At 36.3% G+C, this 21,309-nt stretch carries 13 protein-coding genes; all 13 read left to right on the top strand.

Annotated features, from left to right (window positions below; all coding sequences use genetic code 11):
- Positions 1-7: 7 nt before the first annotated feature.
- Positions 8-2,386, top strand: a complete 2,379-nt coding sequence (locus tag PGOND44_RS15420; protein WP_162138437.1) for a tetratricopeptide repeat protein — start codon at positions 8-10, stop codon at positions 2,384-2,386.
- A 42-nt stretch (positions 2,387-2,428) separates the two neighbouring features.
- Entirely contained in the window at positions 2,429-6,073 is a 3,645-nt protein-coding gene (locus PGOND44_RS15415) for a two-component regulator propeller domain-containing protein (RefSeq protein ID WP_003444348.1), read from the top strand.
- A 13-nt stretch (positions 6,074-6,086) separates the two neighbouring features.
- Complete coding sequence (locus PGOND44_RS15410; RefSeq protein ID WP_003444346.1) at positions 6,087-8,591, top strand: ATP-binding protein; 2,505 nt, start codon at positions 6,087-6,089, stop codon at positions 8,589-8,591.
- Between the two features lie 24 nt (positions 8,592-8,615).
- Positions 8,616-9,755 carry an FIST signal transduction protein gene (locus tag PGOND44_RS13965; RefSeq protein ID WP_003444344.1) on the top strand — a complete coding sequence of 380 codons (1,140 nt, stop codon included), beginning with the start codon at positions 8,616-8,618 and terminating at the stop codon, positions 9,753-9,755.
- A gap of 1 nt (position 9,756) precedes the next feature.
- Positions 9,757-10,914, top strand: a complete 1,158-nt coding sequence (locus tag PGOND44_RS13960) for an FIST signal transduction protein (RefSeq protein ID WP_003444342.1) — start codon at positions 9,757-9,759, stop codon at positions 10,912-10,914.
- Positions 10,915-10,943: 29 nt separating this feature from the next.
- Positions 10,944-12,014: a sensor histidine kinase gene (locus PGOND44_RS13955; RefSeq protein ID WP_003444340.1), complete on the top strand. Its 1,071-nt coding sequence runs from the start codon at positions 10,944-10,946 to the stop codon at positions 12,012-12,014.
- 7 nt (positions 12,015-12,021) lie between these two features.
- The gene (locus PGOND44_RS13950) at positions 12,022-12,393 is read left to right on the top strand and encodes a response regulator (RefSeq protein ID WP_003444337.1); all 372 of its coding nucleotides are present in this window, start codon (positions 12,022-12,024) and stop codon (positions 12,391-12,393) included.
- 38 nt (positions 12,394-12,431) lie between these two features.
- Complete coding sequence (locus PGOND44_RS13945) at positions 12,432-13,472, top strand: adenylate/guanylate cyclase domain-containing protein (RefSeq protein WP_081606535.1); 1,041 nt, start codon at positions 12,432-12,434, stop codon at positions 13,470-13,472.
- Between the two features lie 73 nt (positions 13,473-13,545).
- Positions 13,546-14,106, top strand: a complete 561-nt coding sequence (locus PGOND44_RS13940; protein ID WP_003444299.1) for a Pycsar system effector family protein — start codon at positions 13,546-13,548, stop codon at positions 14,104-14,106.
- Between the two features lie 193 nt (positions 14,107-14,299).
- A complete protein-coding gene (locus tag PGOND44_RS15615; RefSeq protein ID WP_003444296.1) occupies positions 14,300-14,467 on the top strand; it encodes a hypothetical protein in 168 nt (55 codons plus the stop codon).
- Positions 14,468-16,147: 1,680 nt separating this feature from the next.
- On the top strand, positions 16,148-16,867 hold the full coding sequence (locus tag PGOND44_RS13935; protein ID WP_003444293.1) for a hypothetical protein: 720 nt from the start codon (positions 16,148-16,150) through the stop codon (positions 16,865-16,867).
- A 334-nt stretch (positions 16,868-17,201) separates the two neighbouring features.
- Positions 17,202-19,001 (top strand): DUF262 domain-containing protein, encoded by a 1,800-nt coding sequence (locus tag PGOND44_RS15070; RefSeq protein WP_003444290.1) that lies wholly within the window; start codon positions 17,202-17,204, stop codon positions 18,999-19,001.
- Entirely contained in the window at positions 18,991-21,252 is a 2,262-nt protein-coding gene (locus PGOND44_RS13925; RefSeq protein ID WP_003444288.1) for a DUF262 domain-containing protein, read from the top strand. The genes PGOND44_RS15070 and PGOND44_RS13925 overlap by 11 nt, the downstream gene beginning before the upstream one ends.
- Positions 21,253-21,309 lie beyond the last annotated feature (57 nt).

Below are 21,309 nucleotides of genomic sequence, written 5' to 3'. Positions count from 1 at the left end.
GATGCTTTTGGCACTAACTTTTTGCAGCCTTTTTGCGAGCAGCTTAATGGCACAGCAGCAAGTGGATGCAACTGAAAAGAAAGCCAATGCTTTAAAGGCACAGCTTAATCGGGCAACTTCAGATACATCCCGAGCACGCCTTGCAACCCAACTTTCTACCACATATCGTTTGCTTACTGAAATTGATAGCTCTAAAAAATACGCCTCCAACGCCATTGACCTTACGACCAATATCCTCACTAAAACGGACAATCGAGATTTCACTTTAAAATATAAAACGATACGAGCAAAAGCCATAGAAAATTTCGGTTCGGCACTTGCTTTTAAAAATGCCACAAAGGCATTGGACACCTTAAAGGTTGCCTTAGGTCTATGGAAGAAAATAGGAGACAAATCTGGAATCGCAATGGCCTATTTTTCCATCGCACAGGCCTATGGTTTCAAGAGCAATCAAATTGAAGCCATAGACTACTTTACCAAAAGCCTGAAATTATTCAAGGAAACAAAAAATAAAGAATTAGAAGCGACTACGTTGTATAGTATCAGCCTTGAAAAACGCTACTTGGGCATGTATGGCGATGCTTTGGAATATTCGATAAAATCATTGAAAGTTGCCGAAGAAATTAAGGACACCCTGTTAATTACCGATGCGCTACTTGGAAACAGCTTTAATTATATGCTGGCAAAAAATTATCCCGAGGCTTTGCAAGAACAGATAAAAGCATTGAAATTATTTGAAATGACAAAAGATTCCGTCGGGATTGCAAGGACATATAGTGATATGGGGGTAACCGATATGTTTGCAGGCAAGCTGGATGCCGCATTGATACAACACAAGAAAGCGCTCGAGATGCGCAAAAAACTTAAAGACGCCAACGCCATAGGCATCTCGCATAATTATGTTGCCACGATTTACAAAAGACAAGGCAAATTTAACGAGGCGTTAGCGACTGTAAAAGAAGGTATTCCGTACAACCTTCAGTTTGGCGATAGCAGATTCATTATAGATGCCTATGTTGAAGCTGGCGATATCTACCTGGAATTGAAGGACTATAAAAATGCCATAGCAAATTACAATCTGGCACTGGAAGTCGCCAAAAAGAACAATTCTCAGAACTATCAAGCTAAAACTCTAATGCTCATCGGAAACGCGAATAATAACACTGGAAATATTAGAGAAGCTTTAAATTCACTGCAAATGGCGGACAATATCGTTCTTTCGAATGACTATAAAACGAGGCGATTCATTTACAAAACATTAACGGAAACCTATATTACTAATGATGATTACAAAAGTGCCTATCAAAACCAGTTGAAATACAATCAAATGAACGATTCTGTCAACGCCACCGAGAAAGCTGATAAAATTACAAGACTTACCCAACAACTGGTCTATGAAAACAAGCGCGCACTTCAGAAAGCCAGTCAAGATAAGGAAATAACCATACAGCAATCCCAAATAAAACAACAAAAACTTATACGCAACATCAGCATTGGCGGCCTACTGATAGTCTTTGGGTTTGCTTTTGTGTTTTTTAAGAGGTTTAAGGAAAAAAGAAAACTGAACGTTGCGCTCGAAGAATCTCTTTTTGACCTTAAGGCTACCCAAAACCAGCTTATCCAGTCCGAAAAAATGGCAAGTCTGGGGGAACTCACTGCCGGCATCGCCCATGAAATTCAAAACCCATTGAACTTTGTCAATAATTTTTCTGAAATAAACATAGAACTTATTGAAGAACTACAAGCCGAATTAAAAAAAGGGGATTATGAGGAGGTTTTAACCATTTCTGAAGATGTCAAAGACAACCAGCAGAAAATTAACCACCACGGTAAACGAGCAGACGCCATTGTAAAAGGAATGCTCCAGCACAGCCGTAAAAGCACCGCTATAAAAGAACCTACAGATATCAATAAGCTGGCAGATGAATATTTGCGTCTGGCCTATCACGGGCTTCGTGCCAAGGATAAAAGTTTTAATGCGGAACTGGTAACCGATTTTGATGAATCCGTGGGTCTGCTCAACGTGGTACCGCAAGATATTGGAAGGGTTATCTTGAATTTGATTACCAATGCCTTTTATGCTGTAAACGAGAAAAAGTCGGTGGTCGATGAAGACCTTTTATACCAACCAACAGTTTCGGTTTCAACAAGAAAAATGAACAACAAAGTTAAAATTTCTGTAACAGACAACGCTAACGGCATTCCGCAGAAAGTTTTGGACAAAATATTTCAACCTTTTTTTACCACGAAACCAACGGGACAGGGAACGGGTTTGGGCTTAAGTATGAGTTATGATATTATTACTAAAGCTCACGGAGGCCAATTAACCGTAAAAACCAAAGAAGGCGAAGGCACTGAATTTATAATTCAACTGCCAGCAAATTAAAAAAATGTCCAAAAACGAAAAGAACGATATAGTACAATAAAGATGAAAACTAACATTACCATATTTCGGATTATTTATTTCAGCCTTACGGTAATGTTCGTCTTTTCGTGTAATTCAAACCATGCCAAAAGAGAACAAAGCATCTTTGAAAACCACGACACCATTGTCCCTCCCGTTGTCGTTCCTGCTGGAAAACCGATTGTCAATAAACTTTCCGATACCAAGGCAGCCGAAGTCATTTTGTTGTCCCAAAGACCTGCACCTGTGAAAACTTCATCTGGTTTTTATGTGGAAATGCAAAACTTCAATACCCAACAAGGCTTGGCGATGAGCAGTATACTTTGTGGCTACAAAGACAGTGTGGGTAATCTTTGGTTTGGAACATCAGGCAACGGGGTTAGCATGTACAACGGGAAGTCGTTTACCAATTTCACCTCAGCTCACGGGCTTATCCACAACCTCATCAACACTATAACTGAGGATAGCCAAGGGAATATTTGGTTTGGAGGTTATGGTGGGGTAAGCAAATACAATGGCAAATCATTCAAAAATTTTACCACAGAACAAGGCCTGACGGACAATGACGTTTTAAAAATAATTGAAGACAACAAAGGCACTCTTTGGTTCGCATCGCAAAGAGGGGTTTGTAGCTACAATCCAAATGATACAACTGTGGGGCAAAAGCCTTTCAAAAAAATGGAACTTTTAAAGGGCCAAGTGAACGACATTATGGAAGACAGCCACAACCAGTTGTGGTTCGCAGGTAGCGAAGGGGTTTGGAAAACATCTTCCGATGCCAATGACGAACTGATAAATGTTTCAGATAAATTCAATCTAAAAAACAACGTGGCAATGACCATTGCCGAAGATACCGAGGGAACAATTTGGATAGGCACAAACGTTGCCCTTTGCAGATTCAGGCCGGCTAGTTCTAATGTCACTGAAAAAACATTCGAGCCCCTAACCGAAGCTGATAGCTTGGTAAACAATTCCATTATGTGCATTACCGTGGATAGTCAAGGCACGGTATGGATTGGCACAAAGGGTGGCGTTTCCAAATACAACAAAAAAACAGGCAGCTTTATAAATTTCACAAAGGAACAGGGGCTTGCCTTCAATCGCGTAAATAGCATTACCGAAGATGCTGCTGGCAGCCTTTGGTTTGGCACACACGGTGGTGGGCTCAACAGGTACGATGGACCAGCCGTTTTGGAATTCACGAACAAACAGGGTCTTCCGGGTAATGCTGTTTATGCCACAACCCAAGATTACGACGGCAATATGTGGTTTGCCCCTTCCAACGCCGGCATCGTAAAATACATTGAAAATGATGGCACGCCCTACAGTGGTAGCTATATAAATTATACTTCTGAACAAGGACTTTTAAGCGATACCCAATTTGCTGCGACAAAAGATCATGAAGGCAATCTGTATTTTGGGAGTTACTCAGGGTTAAGCAAATTTGAAGGGAAGACTCTCGTAAATTATACGGAAAGCAATGGTTTGCCGGACACGGAAATCACCACCATTTATTGCGATAAAAAAAACCGTCTTTGGATTGGCACCTATAGCGATGGCATAAGCATATTTGACGGTAAGTCGTTCAAGAATTTGAATACGGAACAAGGTCTCGTGCACAAAACGATTTGGGGGTTTTGCGAAGATAGCCAAGGAAATATCTGGATTGCCACTCGTGGCGGCCTGAGCCGGTACGATGGTGAAAATTTTATGAATTTTACCAAAGACCAAGGTCTGCCGGACAATAAACTTTCATCGGTAATTGAGGACCAAAACGGAAACATAATAATAGGCAGTTGGGGAGGTGGTATTTCCATAATAAAAAAAGAACGGCTTGAAAAACTCAATTTGCCCAATGCCGATCAATTCGAACCCATTTTTGAAAATTTCAGCACTGCACAAGGCTTGGCGAACGATGTGGTATATCAAATTTTGGAAGACTTCAACAAAAACATTATTATTGGAACCAATGTGGGTTTTACGGTTTTAAAAGGCGGCATTTCTTCAGAAAAGGGAAAAATAGCAAAGTATGGCATAGAAAATTATAATGAAGATACCGGATACCCAATAAAAGACATTAGCAATAACCATAGCATGCACGAGGAAGGAAATAGCATAATCTGGGCCGGCACTGGCGATAAACTGCTGCGTTTTGATTATGGAAGCGTCCTTAGAAATACCGAATCGCCGAAGGTTATCCTTCAAAACATCAAAATAAACAACGAGTCCATAAGCTGGCGCAGCCTAGAATGGGCACGGAAAAAAGATACCATTTCATCAGAAAACAATAACAATACCCCTTCCTATATTACCGATGAAATGCTTACCTTCAAAAGAAAACTGCCTGTTAAAGTGCTGGACAGCATGGTACATTCATACCGCAATGTGCATTTCGACGGGGTTCAACCATTTTATGCCATTCCCGAAAATTTAGAACTTCCCTATTCCAAAAACGACATCGGTTTCAATTTTGTGGGGGTTCAGACCACGCGGCCGCAATTGGTGCGCTATCGCTATATGTTAGAAGGATATGACGAATACTGGAACCCTATAACGGAAAACACCACTGCCACTTTCGGCAACATCCGCGAAGGCAATTATACTTTTTTGGTAAAAGCCAAAAATGGAAGTGGGTCCTGGAGCGAACCGTTAAAATATGGGTTTTCTATCATGCCGCCCTGGTACCGCACTTGGTATGTGTACCTGTTCTATATTTTGTTGTTTTTCACTGGGCTGTTTTATTTGGACAAGTTTCAACGAAAACGGGTACTTTTCAAGGAGAGGCAAAAAGGAATACAAAGCGAACTGCAGCATGCCAAGGAAATTGAAAAGGCTTTTACCGAACTGAAATCAACACAAGCCCAACTCATCCAATCCGAGAAAATGGCCAGTTTAGGAGAATTGACAGCCGGCATCGCCCACGAAATTCAGAACCCATTGAACTTTGTTAATAATTTTTCTGAGGTCAGTAATGAGCTTTTGGCCGAAATGAACGAAGAATTGCTAAAAGGAAATATAGAAGAAGCCTTGGCGATTTCTGCGGATTTCAAACAAAACCTCGAAAAAATAAACCACCACGGAAAGCGCGCCGAAGGAATCGTAAAAGGAATGTTACAACATAGCCGAACAAGTAGCGGAAAGAAAGAGCCCACGGACATTAACACTTTATGCGATGAATACCTGCGACTGGCCTACCATGGGTTGCGGGCAAAGGACAAAGCTTTTAATGCGGAACTGGTAACTGATTTTGATAAATCCGTGGGTCTGGTAAATGTGATTCCACAAGATTTGGGACGCGTGATTTTGAACTTGATAACTAATGCTTTTTATGCTGTGAATGAGAAGAAGTCCGCTGGAGTTCATGCTGAGCGCAGTCGAGGTGCGAAAGCGAACTCAACCCAGGTTTATGTGCCAACGGTATCCATCATCACTAAAAAGGAAGATGATACCCTTCAAATAATGGTAAAAGACAACGGCAACGGAATGCCGAAGGAAATAGTAGATAAGATCTTTCAACCCTTTTTCACCACCAAACCTACTGGAGAAGGAACAGGACTGGGCTTGAGTATGAGTTATGATATTATTAAGGCACACGCAGGAGAATTGAAAGTTGAGACAGAAGAAGGAGAAGGCAGCACTTTTTCAATCGAACTACCTACTAAACAATAAAACGATAGCACCAATGACTATAAAAAAAGATGTTTTGCTCGCTAAAGTCTATAAAAATTGGATGGATCTAATGCTAAATGATTTTCCATTGGAACGCATAAAAGAGATTGTGAAAGATGATGTGATGGGTTACGGCACCACCTTGGATGAGAAAATACTTTCTATTGGGGGTCTTAAACAGCTAGTCAACAAGCAACGAGAACAAGGCGTAGGCTTAGATCTAAAATGGGATTTAGAGCCAGTTCTTAGAAAGCGAATTAATGAAAATACTGCTATTTATGTAGATGAGGCTTTAATCACCATGCATATGGAAGGGGTGAAAAATAAACTCTCTGTTAGGCTAAGTACTGTTTTTGGTTTTTCGGCAGATTTATGGAAAGTTACTCATTGGCATGGTTCAGTTGCCGTTCCAATAGAAGGAGATACATGGCACAAGGATGAGCTGAAACTTAAAAATGAAGCCCTTGAAAAATTAGTTGAAGAAAAAACGGCTGACTTGATGGTGAAAAATCGGGAGCTTGAAATTGAAATAGCACTTGAAAGAGTAAGAGCAAGAACTATTTCAATGCAGCATAGCGATGAGTTATCAGAAATTTCTTCTTTATTAGATAGACAAATAAGGGAACTGGGTATTAAAACGAGAGGCTGTGCATTTAATATCTATGATGAAAAAGAGTCCACAGAGTGGTTTAGCTCTGAGGAAGGAACATTACCATCTTATAAAACACCTAGAGAAAATGTGTTCCTCCGCTATTATGATGCTGGCCAAAGAGGTGAATCTTTATATATTGAAGAGTTTGCAGGTGAAGCATGTGCCGCTCATTATGATTACCTCATGTCATTGCCGGTTACAGGTGAGGGTCTCAAGCAGTTCAAAGATAATGGGGGTTCCTTTCCTGCGCGGCAAATAGACCATGCTGCCTTTTTTAAGTATGGTTATTTGTTGTTTATTACATTAGAGCCGGTACCTGAAGCACATACTATATTCAAACGTTTTGCTCTGGTTTTCGAACAGACCTACACCCGTTTCCTTGATCTTAAAAAAGCGGAAGCACAGACAAGGGAAGCGCAAATTGAAGCGGCCCTAGAAAAAATACGATCAAGTTCCTTAGCAATGCACAAGACAGATGACCTAGGGGATGTAGTCAGTGTATTATTTGAACAGTTGCAAAGACTTGATGTCGATATGGATTTTGGCTCGGTGAGCATCTTTGTATTTCAGGAAGATTCCAGAGATTTGACTCAATGGATTCAGTTGCCTGAAGAGGTCGTTCCCATCTCTGTTCCTTACTTTGAGCACCCAATTCTGTCGGATTTCTTCGATGCCAAAGAACAAAACAAAGATTATTTTGAAAAAGTATATACTGTAGAAGAAAAGAATTCTTGGGCCGAAATGGGTTTTGAATTTACAGATTACAAAAATCTTCCTGCTGCATTCAAAACAGCCGTAATGGAGGCTCCTGGTTATGCTATGTCCATAGCTCTAAAAAAGAATTCTGGGATCTGTATTCCCAGTTTTGTGGGTAAATTACCGCCCAAAGAGAATATTGACATTATGAAAAGGGTGAGTATGGTCTTTGAGCAGGCTTATATTCGATTTCTCGACTTGAAAAAAGCGGAGCTACAAGCTCAACAAGCCACAGAAAATTTAAAGATCATTAAAGGGGCAAGAGCCAAAGCAGAAAAAGCGCTCAAGGAACTAAAGGCTGCTCAATCACAACTCATTCAATCCGAAAAAATGGCAAGTTTGGGAGAATTGACAGCTGGAATAGCCCATGAAATCCAGAACCCTTTAAACTTTGTAAACAATTTCTCAGAAGTCAGTAACGAGCTCATTGATGAAATGAATGAAGAACTTGATAAGGGAGATATCGAAGAAGCAAAAGCTATTTCTAAGGATATCAAACAAAATCTTGAAAAAATAAACCACCACGGTAAACGTGCTGATGGTATTGTAAAAGGGATGTTGCAACATAGTCGTAAAAGCACCGCTATAAAAGAACCTACGGACATCAACAAACTGGCAGATGAGTACTTACGTCTTGCCTACCACGGGCTTCGGGCAAAGGACAAATCTTTCAACGCTACTTTAGAGACAGACTTTGACGAAAACCTCGGATTGGTAAACGTGATTCCACAAGATTTGGGACGCGTGATTTTAAACTTAATCACAAATGCTTTTTATGCTGTGAATGAAAAGAGGACCGCTGAAGTTCATGCTGAGCGCAGTCGAGGTGCGAAAGCGGAAAAAGAATACATTCCAACGGTATCCATCATCACTAAAAAGGAAGGTGATACCCTTCAAATAATTGTAAAAGACAATGGTAATGGAATGCCGAAGGAAATAGTAGAAAAGATCTTCCAACCTTTTTTTACTACAAAACCTACCGGAGAAGGAACTGGACTGGGCTTGAGTATGAGTTATGATATTATTAAGGCACACGCAGGAGAATTGAAAGTTGAGACTGATGCCGGGAAAGGGAGCACGTTTAAAATCTTGTTACCAATCAAGGACTAGGTACTAATATGTTATAAATTAATCATGAAATCAAAATCAATTTTAGGAAAATCAATCGAAGTTATTAAAGCCGAATTGCATAAAGCAATGGGAGACGGCTTTAAACCTACACTTGCCATTATTTTTACGTCTGTTGCCTTAGACAGGGCTGCAATTTCAAGACTTTTTGATGCAAACGATATAACTGTTTTTGGTGTCACTACTAATGGCGAATTTATTGACGAACAAACAGAAAAAAAGTCTGCTGCCATTCTTTTAATGGATATGAAAACCGAGCATTTTCAGCTCTACTTTGAAGATATTTCTAATAAAAATTACAGAGAAGTTGCAACCGCTGTTGCTAAAAAAGCAAAAAAGCAGTTCAAAAAACCAGCGTTTTTTATTGGTTTGAGCAACTCTCATACTGATGGTGAAGAAATCCTCCACGGCTTTGAAGATGTCATAGGCAATGATGTCAATATATTCGGCGGTTTGGCCGGTGATGATTACGCGTTTATTGAAACCTTTGTTTTTACGAATACTATTGAAAGTAATCACGGTTTATTATGCCTCGCCTTTGACGAAGATAAAATTGAAATTAATGGGGTTGCCACTTGTGGATGGAAACCAGTGGGAACAGAAAAAATAGTCACCAAAAGTGAAGGCAATCATGTATACACAGTGGATAATATTCCGGTGCTCGACCTTACTGCCAAATATGGCGGTATTGAAAACGTAACGCCAGAGAATAATAGTTTATTGATAGAAATAGCTGCTAATTTTCCTTTGCAATTGCAACGGGAAAAAGGAGATCCTGTCATGCGGCCTGGTCTTATGGTTGATTGGACTGACCGATCCTTTTACACCAGTGGTTCTGTGCCACAAGGTTCCAAAGTACGCTTCTCCCTCCCACCTGATTTTGATGTGATGGAAAAAGTGATTAAGGGATTAGAAAATTTAAAAGCAACCGAAATGCCTGAAGCAGATGCGCTTGTCGTTTTCAGTTGTGCCGGCAGAATACTTTCGCTTGGTCCATTAATGTCACAAGAATTAGAAGGGATAAAAAATGTGTGGAATGTACCAATGGCTGGTATGTTCTCTAATGCAGAATTAGGCAGAGCTACAGGTGGCGATCTCGAAATGCATAATCTAACCACTTGCTGTGTAGCATTAAGAGAGAAATAATATGAAAGCAAAAACGATTAGTGGCGCTTCTACTTTAGAAATTTTAAAGGCATTGGAGAACGCCATGGAAGATGGATATACGCCTACTTTGGCATTGGTATTCATATCAATAAAACAAGATAGGAAAGCAATTCGTGATTTACTATCTTCTAAAGATATTGATGTGGTGGGAGCCACATCGAGCGTAGAGTTTATTGCTGGTCAACAGAGCGATGGAGAAATTGTACTCATGCTGCTTGATGTCAATAAAAATGATTATTGTATTTTATTTGAAGCTATAGAAGAACGAGCATTAAGTGAAGCAGCAACACAGCTGGCACAAAATGCTTTACAGAAATTTGAAGCACCTGCCTTTATTTTATGCACTACTTCAATCACAGAAAGCGGCGAGATGTTAGACGGTGAAAAAATAATAGAAAGTATAGCCCATGTTATTGACGCAGATACGCCAGTATTTGGCGGGATGGCGGGTGATGACTTAACTTTTACAGGCAGCTATGTTTTTACAAATTTACAAGAGACAGATTACGGCTTAACTTCGGTAGTGTTCAATGCCAGGAAAATAGACTTATACGGTGTTGCACTTTCGGGATGGAAACCTTTAGGGCTTAGCAAAACGATTACAAAAAGTGAAGGCAACTTAGTATATACATTTGATGACAAGCCTGCACTGGAAGTGTACTTGCGATATTTAGGAAAAGAAAATGCCGCAACACTTCATCACCTTGAGTTTTTTGATGAGGTTGGGGTGCATTATCCTATGCAAATAGAGAGAACTGGGAGAGATCCTAAGATGTGCAATCCTATAGGGTATGATAAAGAAAAGGAAGCGCTTATTTTTGAATCTGAAGTCCTACAGGGTTCTAAATTTAGATTTTCAACACCGCCAGACTTTGATATTGTAGATACGGTTGTGGCCTCTGCAACTGCGATTAAAAAAGAATCGAATACAGAAGCAGATGCTGTATTAATATTTTCTTGCGCAGGAAGGTTAAGCGCATTGGGGCCGCTGGCAGAACAAGAAAATGACGGGTTAGCTGCCGTATGGAACTCACCAATGGCAGGTTTTTATACTTACGGAGAATTTGGAAAATCGCCCAGCGGGAGGCATGAGTTTCATTCAACAACCTGCAGTTGGGTTGCTTTAAAAGAAAAATAGATATATTACAGGTACATATAAACACTATAATGAACGGTAACCATAAAATAATACTTGACTACATTCTTGCATCGGAGCATATTTCTGAGGAAGAAAAAACGGACTTAATTAAAGTAGTGAATGCAGCAGATAAAGCCTTGGTGGTTTCAGAATTTAAGTTGGAGCGCACTGAAAAAGTGAAGCGAACCACTGCCATTTTACTGGAAGAAACCATTGAAGAATTAGAGTTAAAGCGCAAGGATATCCAGGAGTCCCACGAGGCGCTAAGCAAAACCTTAGAAGACTTAAAAGCCACACAATCACAACTCATACAATCTGAAAAAATGGCGAGCCTAGGAGAACTTACTGCTGGCATTGCCCATGAGATTCAAAACCCGCTAAACTTTGTCAATAATTTTTCAGAGGTCAGTAATGAGTTGATTGATGAAATGAATATCGAGATTGAAAAAGGAGATATGGATGAGGTGAAATTCATCGCAAAAGACATCAAGCAAAACCTCGATAAAATCAACCACCATGGCAAACGCGCCGATGCCATTGTTAAAGGCATGCTGCAACATAGCCGAACCAGTACTGGCATCAAAGAACCGACTGAGATCAATAAACTGGCAGATGAATATTTGCGTCTGGCTTATCATGGGTTGCGGGCAAAGGACAAATCTTTCAATGCTATCTTAGAAACAGATTTTGATGAAAACCTCGGATTGGTAAACGTGATACCACAGGATCTAGGACGTGTGATCTTGAATTTGATAACAAATGCGTTTTATGCGATGAATGAGCAGAAGACCGCTGGAGTTCATGCTGAGCGCAGTCGAGGTGCGAAAGCGAACAAGGAGTATGCACCTACGGTATCAGTCATCACTAAAAAGGAGGGTGATACCATCCAGATAATTGTAAAAGACAACGGTAATGGAATGCCTAAAGAAATAGTACAAAAGATATTCCAACCCTTTTTCACAACTAAACCTACTGGAGAAGGAACCGGACTGGGCTTGAGTATGAGTTATGATATTGTTACAAAAGGTCATGGGGGTGAATTGAAAGTTAAAACAAAAGAAGGCGAAGGCACAACCTTCACTATAATAATACCAAAATAACGATAGCATGAAAATTTTAGTAGTAGATGACGAACAAGACGTAAAAACCCTTTTCCTGCAACGTTTCCGAAAGGAAATAAAAACAGGTGCAATGGATTTTGACTTTGCATTTTCTGGCGAAGAAGCGTTGACCTATCTAAATCAAAATTTAAAAGAGGCTGTATTGATTCTATCAGACATCAATATGCCCGGAATGAGCGGTTTAGACCTGTTGAAACACATCAAACAAGAATTCCGTAAACCGCCGCCAACTGTAATGATGATAACCGCTTATGGCGACGATGAAAATTTCAACACCGCAAAAAGGCTGGGCGCAGATGATTTTTTGACCAAACCTGTGGATTTTAAAGTACTGAAAGAGAAATTATTGCAAAGATGATGCGCCTTAATTATAAAGACAGCATAAAATTAAATATTATGGCAAAGATACTTGTAGTTGACGACGAAGCTGATTTGGAAACGCTCATAAAACAGAAATTCCGAAAGCAGATACGCGAAAAGGAGTATGAATTCTTTTTCGCCATTAACGGCGTGGATGCTCTGGAAAAACTTAAGATGGAACCTGAAGTGGACATCGTTTTGAGCGACATCAATATGCCTGAAATGGACGGGCTTACACTCTTGACCAAACTGAGCGAGCTGAAGCCACTGCTGAAATCTGTTATCGTTTCGGCCTATGGTGATATGGAAAATATTAGAACGGCAATGAACCGTGGCGCATTTGACTTTATTACAAAACCAATAAATTTTGAAGATCTCATCATTACCGTTGAAAAAACGATAAAGCACAGCAACCAAATAAAACAAACATTACAAGCTATTAAAGAAAATAATATTTTAAAAATGTACGTGGACGAAAACGTATTGAATTTTATGGGAAGCCGAGAATATGAAACCACCATTATGGCAAACGAAACCATTGAGGCGACAGTTATGTTTATAGATCTTTGCGGGTTTACAAAAATCAGCGAGACCACTCCAGCCGATACTGTTGTAAGTATGATAAATACTTATTTTGATGTTATGGTACAAGAAATAATGGAACAGCAGGGCTTCATAGATAAATTTATTGGCGATGCGGTCATGGCAGTTTTTCGGGGCGATTATCACTTGGATAGAGCCATTGATGCGGCACTTGCCGTTCGGAACAAAATTAACAGCATTGCAAAAATTGAAGGTTTATCAGATTTTGAACCAAAAGTTTCCATCGGCATTAAAAGCGGTGAAATGATTTCCGGAAACATTGGCTCTGCAAATTTGAAACGACTGGATTATACCGTAATCGGAGACACTGTAAATACAGCTGCCCGCTTGCAGGATGAAGCAAAACCAAATCAAATAATCATTGGCGAAAGCTGCTATAATACGGTAAAAGAAGCCTTCAAATGTAAAAAACTTGACAGCATAAAGGTAAAAAACAAAGCCGAACCTTTAACAGTCTATGAAGTCTTGGAATAAATGGAACACTGAATAAAGGACATCGGCTAAATCAAAATTATAACGAACCATTTCAGGGTAAAAGAACAATCTTATGGAACAACAAGAAAAACAACCAAACTCTCCAATCAAGAACAAACATACTGACGATTTAGTAGACCACTATTGGGGGAGTATAAACTACGTTGCAAGTTTAATAAAAGCTTCCGAATTGAAAGCTGGACTTATCCTTTCGTTTTATGGAATTTTGCTGAATTTTATCTTTCAAAGTATTGACAAATTGTTAGCTACGGTTTCAAATGATATTCCGCTATATATATTTATAGGTCTTTGGTTTTTGGTAACTGCGCTATCAATATTTTTCAGCATACGCTGCTTTATTCCGAAAATCGAAGGAAATTACAGTAAAAATGTATTTTTCTTTGGGGATGTTATAAGCAAGTTTGGCGATGTAAAACAGTTCTCAAATACCTTTTATGAGATTAGTCAGAACGAGGAAGATCTTTTTGAGCAATTGGGGGAGCAGATCTATATTATTTCTACCATCGCCGCGTGGAAATTTAAAAATGTAAAAAAGTCTATTCTTTTTTTGGCAGTAGGCTTGGCATTACTTTTTATAACAGCGGTTTATTATAGTATTCTCTTAGTGATCTGAAACTCTCCAAAAAAAGAATAGACTAGATGTACCACGATTTTTTCAATATGAAACTAGATTAGGATTTTCAACATTTTCGGATAATTTTTAGCTTGGCATATTATTATACAAACTATTTTATTTTGAAAAAATACAGATAGATAAGGACATTTTTTAAAGAAAGTCAAATTATATTAATCAAAAACAAGAACTAATGAAAGAAGGAAAAGAGGATTTAGAATTTGTAAAAGAGGAGAAGGATAAAAAACGAAACTATCTGTTTCAAAAAAATAAATTGACAAAAGTTGGTTTCTATATTATTCTAATTGTAATAGTTGTTTCCTTCTTAGTATTCATTATAACTTCTGCCGACCTATTTTAGAATAGTAAAAATGATAAAAAAAAAATCTTAAAATGACGTAAAAGATGCAATCCAAAATGCTCGATATAATCACAGAGTGTGAAAAGGGTCGTATAATGCTGATGGATAAAATCCATAAAAAAATAATGAAAAAGGAAATGAAAACAACGATGATGTAAATGATGAATGAAAAGAAACCAGAAATCAATATTAAAATTTTAAAAGGATTGTTATGAATTGGTATAACCATTTTTTAGAAAAATCAAATTATTGAAATGAATAAATTTCTTATGAAAACTAACAGACTTTCGGACAAGCTCATAGCGGCATTAAATGAGCAAATGACAAAATAAGAAAATGGGTAGGAGATTTTGGATGGTTTGGACCGTTGATGCTTGTATTATTTATGGTAGCTCAAATGTTCTTGATTATCATACCCTCTGTAGCATTAATGGTGGTTTCAATTTTAGTCTACTGCCCAATATAAGGTAGTATAATTGTCTTTATCTCCATCTTTACCGCTTCCTCAATTGGGTGATGGATAGGCCGTTATTTCGGACCTGTGATCGTAGAGAAATTAATTGGACATAAATCTGAAAAGAAGATCGCTAGTTTTTTGGAAGACTACAGCTTTTGGGTTTATAAACTTGATCTGCAAGTTTTTTTTGGTTGTCATTCAATTATTTAACCCCAAGAACCGAAATATATGTTTCATCATTTGATAGACTTGATTTTGCCAATGCAAAACAGTGTTAGAGTAGCTTATTAGCTACGGCGTTTAAGTCTTGCCTTCATGTCTTGCCTTTGTTCACAATACGCTTGCAGAGCTCTCTACAGGCCTTACGGTGTTTACAGGCGTTAAAAATACACATGGATAATCTGTTACTCAGTTTTTAATTTCCTATTTTATTGATGGTGCTACGTCCATTTAAACTACTTCCACTTGTAAAACGATTAAAGCTATCTGTCAAGATAACCAACATTACAGCTGCTTTATTCCCAATCTCTAATATCGTTTTTAGGTGCATTAAAACCTATTGATGCTCTTGTTTGACTAATACTAATAGGTCGTATTCCAAAGATTTCATCTCCTTTTGAAATTGTTTTAAACTGTTTTCCAAATAGGGGAAGACCTTTATTCAAGTAGTTATTGTTAAAAATAATTACAGATACGAAGATGACGAAAACCTGCGTTTACCTTACAAGGAAAAAGATAAGCGAGTAGTGTTGGTATACATTCGTTGAGTTAGAATCTTGGATGCACTATTTTGATTGTTTAATTAAAAGTCCCTTGGATAAAGTATACAAAAGTGTTAGTTTAGTTGAAAATAAAAACATTATGTTTAATATATATCTTATCCTGAAGATTTGAATAGGACTAATGCTAGCCTTAATTTGAACTAAACTATCAACAGTATAAAACATTATCAAATCAGATAAATTAAAATTAATAACTAAAACTAAATATTTTATTAGAAATCAAACTTAAGATGTATAAAAAATAGGGTAAGTGTATGTTAAACTAAATGGCAAAGGCACTTTTGCAAGAACACCAAATTTTTATCCCGACCATTGGGAGGCTTATTGAAAAAAAATAAACATTTAACTCCGAATTATAGTGATGGATCCTTTTATACTCTTGGTTATATACACAAGCACTTTACAGGTAATTTTAACTAATCAAAAACAAAAACAAAAACAATGAAACAATTAATTATTTTATTTATTACAATTATTTTTCTAGTCCCCCAAAATTCAAAGGCTCAAGATGACGGTGCTATTATAGCCGCCGCCGGAGGTCTACTAGCAATTGGCTCTGGAATTGCTGCAGTACAGCAAATGAAAGAACAAGCCGAACTCACTGCTACCGAATGGTTTTTGACTAATTATCCTAATCAAAATAGATTTTCTCTAAAAACATTGGATTTCGATGGAAAAAAACTTAAAGATATATCTGCGACGTCTGTAATTAGTTTTAAAATACAAGAATTTGATATAGTCGATAATAATCCAGAATTAGGTAAAAAATATGTTTTATTTGGCTTTACTAGTTTTGGCTGGATTAATGAATATGGGATCAATTTCGATAAAGTCATATGGATTTTAATTGATGGTGACGAATGGATGAATATGATGACTTCCTATTCAAAAGTTGCATCTGGCGAAAAAAATGAAGAAATTATTAGAGAAGCACTTAAGGAGGGAAAAGTAGTCAATAGAGGTATCAGAGCGAAAAAAGGGAAGGACATTGACTTTTACAAAATTGAAGGAGATATGTACTTGGTAACTGATTATTCTCCTGACATGAAATTCATTTATAATGAAAGGTCATTTGGAATATATTTAAAAGAAACTATGAATTTAATTCAAATTGGTCGAGGAGATTTAATAGAAATTCATGAGTATTTTTTCGATGAATAGTATCCATGAAAATAACGACGGATATGAAGATGACAAAAACCTATGTATCCCTTATAAGTAAAAAGATCAATGAGTAGTATTTGCAGACCTTCGTTAGGTTATAATCCTGAATGCAGCATTTTTAGCGGTTAATTAAAAGTTCCTTGGATAAAATACACAAAAGTGTTAGTTTAGTTGAAAATAAAAACATTATGTTTAATATATATCTTATCCTGAAGATTTGAATAGGGTCTATATGGATGTTATAGGCAACCCCAATGAACGACCGTGCAAACTTAAACAGACAGTAAAACAGACAAAAAGCCAAGATCACCCACCACCCGAAATATAGAAAATGGACAATAATAATATATCAATTAAATCAATCAACGATTTACTAAAATCTAATTTCTTTATACCATCATATCAAAGAGGTTATCGTTGGACAGAAACACAAGTAACAGACTTATTGAATGACATTAATGTATTTTCGCCAAAAGAAATTCCAAATTCAAATGAAAAAACTTGGTATTGTTTACAACCAATTGTAGTAAAACAAAAAAATGAAAACGAATGGGATGTAATTGACGGACAACAACGCCTTACAACAGCATTCTTAATTTTGCACTACTTAAATCAGGGTTATATTGAAAATCGCCAAAAAAAATTATTTAGCTTAAAATACGAAACGAGAGAAAATTCAGCAGAATATTTACAAAAAGAATTGAACGGGGAAACTATAAATGACCAAAACATTGACTATCATTTTATTTCTTCTGCGTATAAAATAATTTGCGATTGGTTCAAAAATAGAGGAGAACAATTTGATGTAAATACATTTGAATCAAAATTCAACTTTTCTACAAAAGTTATTTGGTATGAAACCTCAAAAGGCGAAGATTCCATTGACATTTTCACAAGAATAAACAGCGGAAAAATTCCGCTAACGAATGCGGAATTGATAAAGGCTTTGTTTTTGAATTGTTCAAATTTTGCAAATTCAGATACAGAAAAGCTTCGTTTAAAACAATTAGAAATAGCTTCAGAATGGGACAGAATTGAATATGCTTCACAAGATGATTCATTTTGGTACTTCATCAACAAAAATGAAAATAACTTGGCAACGAGAATTGAATATATTTTCAATTTAATGTATGAAGTAGCTCAGGCAGAAGACGTAGAAGTTGAAGAACGAAAGAAGCTAAGGATAAAATCCAAAGAAAAAATTGAGGAAAGAAAAAAAGAACATCAGACAATTTCAGAAAGATTTGGAAATGATGAGTATTCCACATTTCGTTTCTTCAATGAAAAATTTAAGGCCAAATCAGAAAAAGAAATAAATGATAATTGGCAGGAAATCAAAAAGTATTCGCAAACACTTGAAGAATGGTATAATAACAGAGAATTGTATCACAAAATTGGCTATTTGATTGCAATAGGAACTAACATCAAAAACATTCTCAAAGGGAAAGAAGAAAAGTCCAAAACAGAATTTGCAAATTGGCTAAAACAAGAAATGGAATCCAAATTTAAAAATACGAATTTGGAAGAAGTAGAATACAACGGAAAAAATGTTCGTGAAATTTTACTGCTTCACAACATACAAACAATACTCAACAACGAAAACGAAACTAATCGCTTTCCTTTTGACCGATACAAAAAAGAATCTTGGGATGTTGAACATATCCACGCTATTGCAACAGAAGTTAAAGTTAAAAAGGAAAATCAAATTGATTGGCTGAATAATAACTTCATCAAAACATACAATCATCATGACAAAAATATAAATAATCAAATTGGACAAATAATAAAATCGGGTAACCAAATTGACGAAAATGAATTTGACGACATTATTGATTATGTGTTGGGAGAAGAAGACAACAGCATACGAAACCTTTGTTTGTTAGACAGTGGAACAAATCGCTCTTACAAAAACGATTCTTTCAAAGTAAAAAGAAAAAAAATAATTGAAAGAGAAATTGAAGGAACTTTTATTCCAATTTGCACTAAAAATGTTTTTATGAAATATTATTCTGCTAATGTAAAAGATATAGAAGTTTGGAATGAAAATGATAGGACATCGTATCTTGAAAAGATACAAAAAGTAATTAATCAGTATTTACCTCAAACAGAATTAGCAGAGAATGAGCAATAATCCGACATCAGAAAAATTAACTTTTCGTGAGTTAATTAGTAAACATAGTATTGAAATTCCAATTATCCAAAGAGATTACGCTCAGGGCCGAGAAGGAAAAACAGACATTAGAACTAATTTTTTGAATGCATTACTTGAAGTTTCCAATGGAAAAATATTAGAGTTGGATTTTGTTTACGGGAGCGTGAAAGACAATGTTTTTCAACCGCTTGATGGGCAACAAAGATTAACCACTTTATTTTTGTTGCATTGGTTTGTTGCAATAAAAGAGGGTAAATTAGACTCTAATTTTAAAGAACTCTTGACAAAGTTCACTTATGAAACAAGAACCAGTTCAAGGGATTTTTGTCGAGAATTAATAAACAAAGGAATTGATTTTAATAATCTAATAGAAACGGATTATTTTGACAAAGAAAACACTAAGCCCAAGAACAATGGATTATCTAAAACTATCATTGACAGTTCTTGGTTTTTCCTAACCTGGAAAAGAGACCCAACAATAAAATCAATGCTTATAATGCTTGATTCTATTTATCATACTTTTATAGATAAACTTGAACTTTTGGAAAAGTTAGATAATATTAGTTTTCATTACATAGAATTACAAAACTTCGGACTTTCCGATGATTTATATATCAAAATGAATGCAAGAGGTAAGCATCTTACCGATTTTGAAAATTTCAAAGCGAAGTTTGAACAGTACATAACAAAAATTAAATACAAAATCGATGATAATGGAAATGCGATTTTAGAAAATGGCAACAAAATTATATTAAAGGACAATTGGGAAAAAGATATTATAGATCCAAAAGAAACATTTTCACATCAAATTGATACACTTTGGACAGATCTATTTTGGAACTACCGTAATTACGGAAATATTTTTGACGAACAGTTTTTGAATTTTTTCAGAACAATGGCTGTGGTAAATTACACGCTTAAAGCAAACGACAAAGATGATAAGTTCAGAAAGAATCTTGATGTATTAAGAGGAAACCAAACACTTTCATTCAATAAATATTTGGAGTTAGAATGTTTTGACAGCAATTATTTTAAAACATTAAAATCCGTTTTAAATAAAATATCTGATAAAAATGGATTGAAAACATTTTTATCTGACACGACTTATGTAAACGAAAAAGAAAATTTTAATGGTGTTATCAAAAACAACTTAGGTTACGCTGAATTATTAAAGCTTTTTGCTTTATACCAATACTTAGGTTGTGAAAATGATATTGACAAAACAAATCTACAAAATTGGATGAGAATAGTCCGTAACCTTTTAGAGGCACACAGATTGTATTATGACAACGCAAACACATTTGCAGATTCATTGTTGTTTTTCTCCAAACTTATTCCACATAGAAACAACATTATTGAATATTTTAAAGATTCCGTAAATCCAGAAGACAAAGGCTTTCCAAAATTTATAATTGAAGAAGAAAAAACAAAAGCGAATCTCATTTTACAAAACGATGATTGGAAAATGGCAATTGTTAAAATTGAAAATCACGGTTATTTTAATGGACAAATCGGTTTTTTATTAGATTGGTGTAAAGACGAAAATGGATTACATAGTTTAAATAACTTCATAAAATACGCAGAAAAAACAAAAGCAATATTTAGCGATGAAGGATTGAAAAACTTTGATAATTTCCTTTTCGAAAGAGCATTATTAGCAACAGGAAATTATTTATTAAGCAAAGGAAGAAATCGTAGTTTCTTAATTAGTAAAGGGCGTGATTTACGTGACATTAGTTGGAAAAGACTATTAAGAGATGACAATGAACAACGTAAAGTTTTAAAATCACTCTTTGATAAAATCAAGCTAACAACTTTAAATCAAGATTTAGAAAATATCATTACAGATTTTTCGGACAAAAATGATTGGCGTTATTATTTCATTAAACAATTTGAAATGATAGATACTTGTGGGGAGCAAAAACTTATACGGATAGACGATAGCAGATTTGACATACTTTTGTTAGGTTCAACTATGACGAGTGGATTTCACAAAGAATATTATTCATACTCTCTTTTTGAAGAATTATCAAACAAACTCTCATTAGAAAAGAGTTCATACAAAGACCAAAAATCAGTAGATCTTAGGAAATATTTTGAATTAAACGGACAGCGAATCGCTTTTGATTGTAAGACGAAAAAATACGTTTGGTCACAAAACGAAGAATGGGATAATAAACAAGAATTTGAAAACAGAAACAAGGCAATTTTAGAACTTACAAAAACGTAATCACAAACATGACAAGAGACAGAAAAGAGGCAGCCTATAACACTGTATAAGCGTAAT

Source organism: Psychroflexus gondwanensis ACAM 44 (genome assembly GCF_000355905.1).
Taxonomy (GTDB): Bacteria; Bacteroidota; Bacteroidia; order Flavobacteriales; family Flavobacteriaceae; genus Psychroflexus; species Psychroflexus gondwanensis.
The sequence above is the reverse complement of the archived record's forward strand: the minus strand, read 5'-3'. Positions and strand labels throughout refer to the sequence as shown.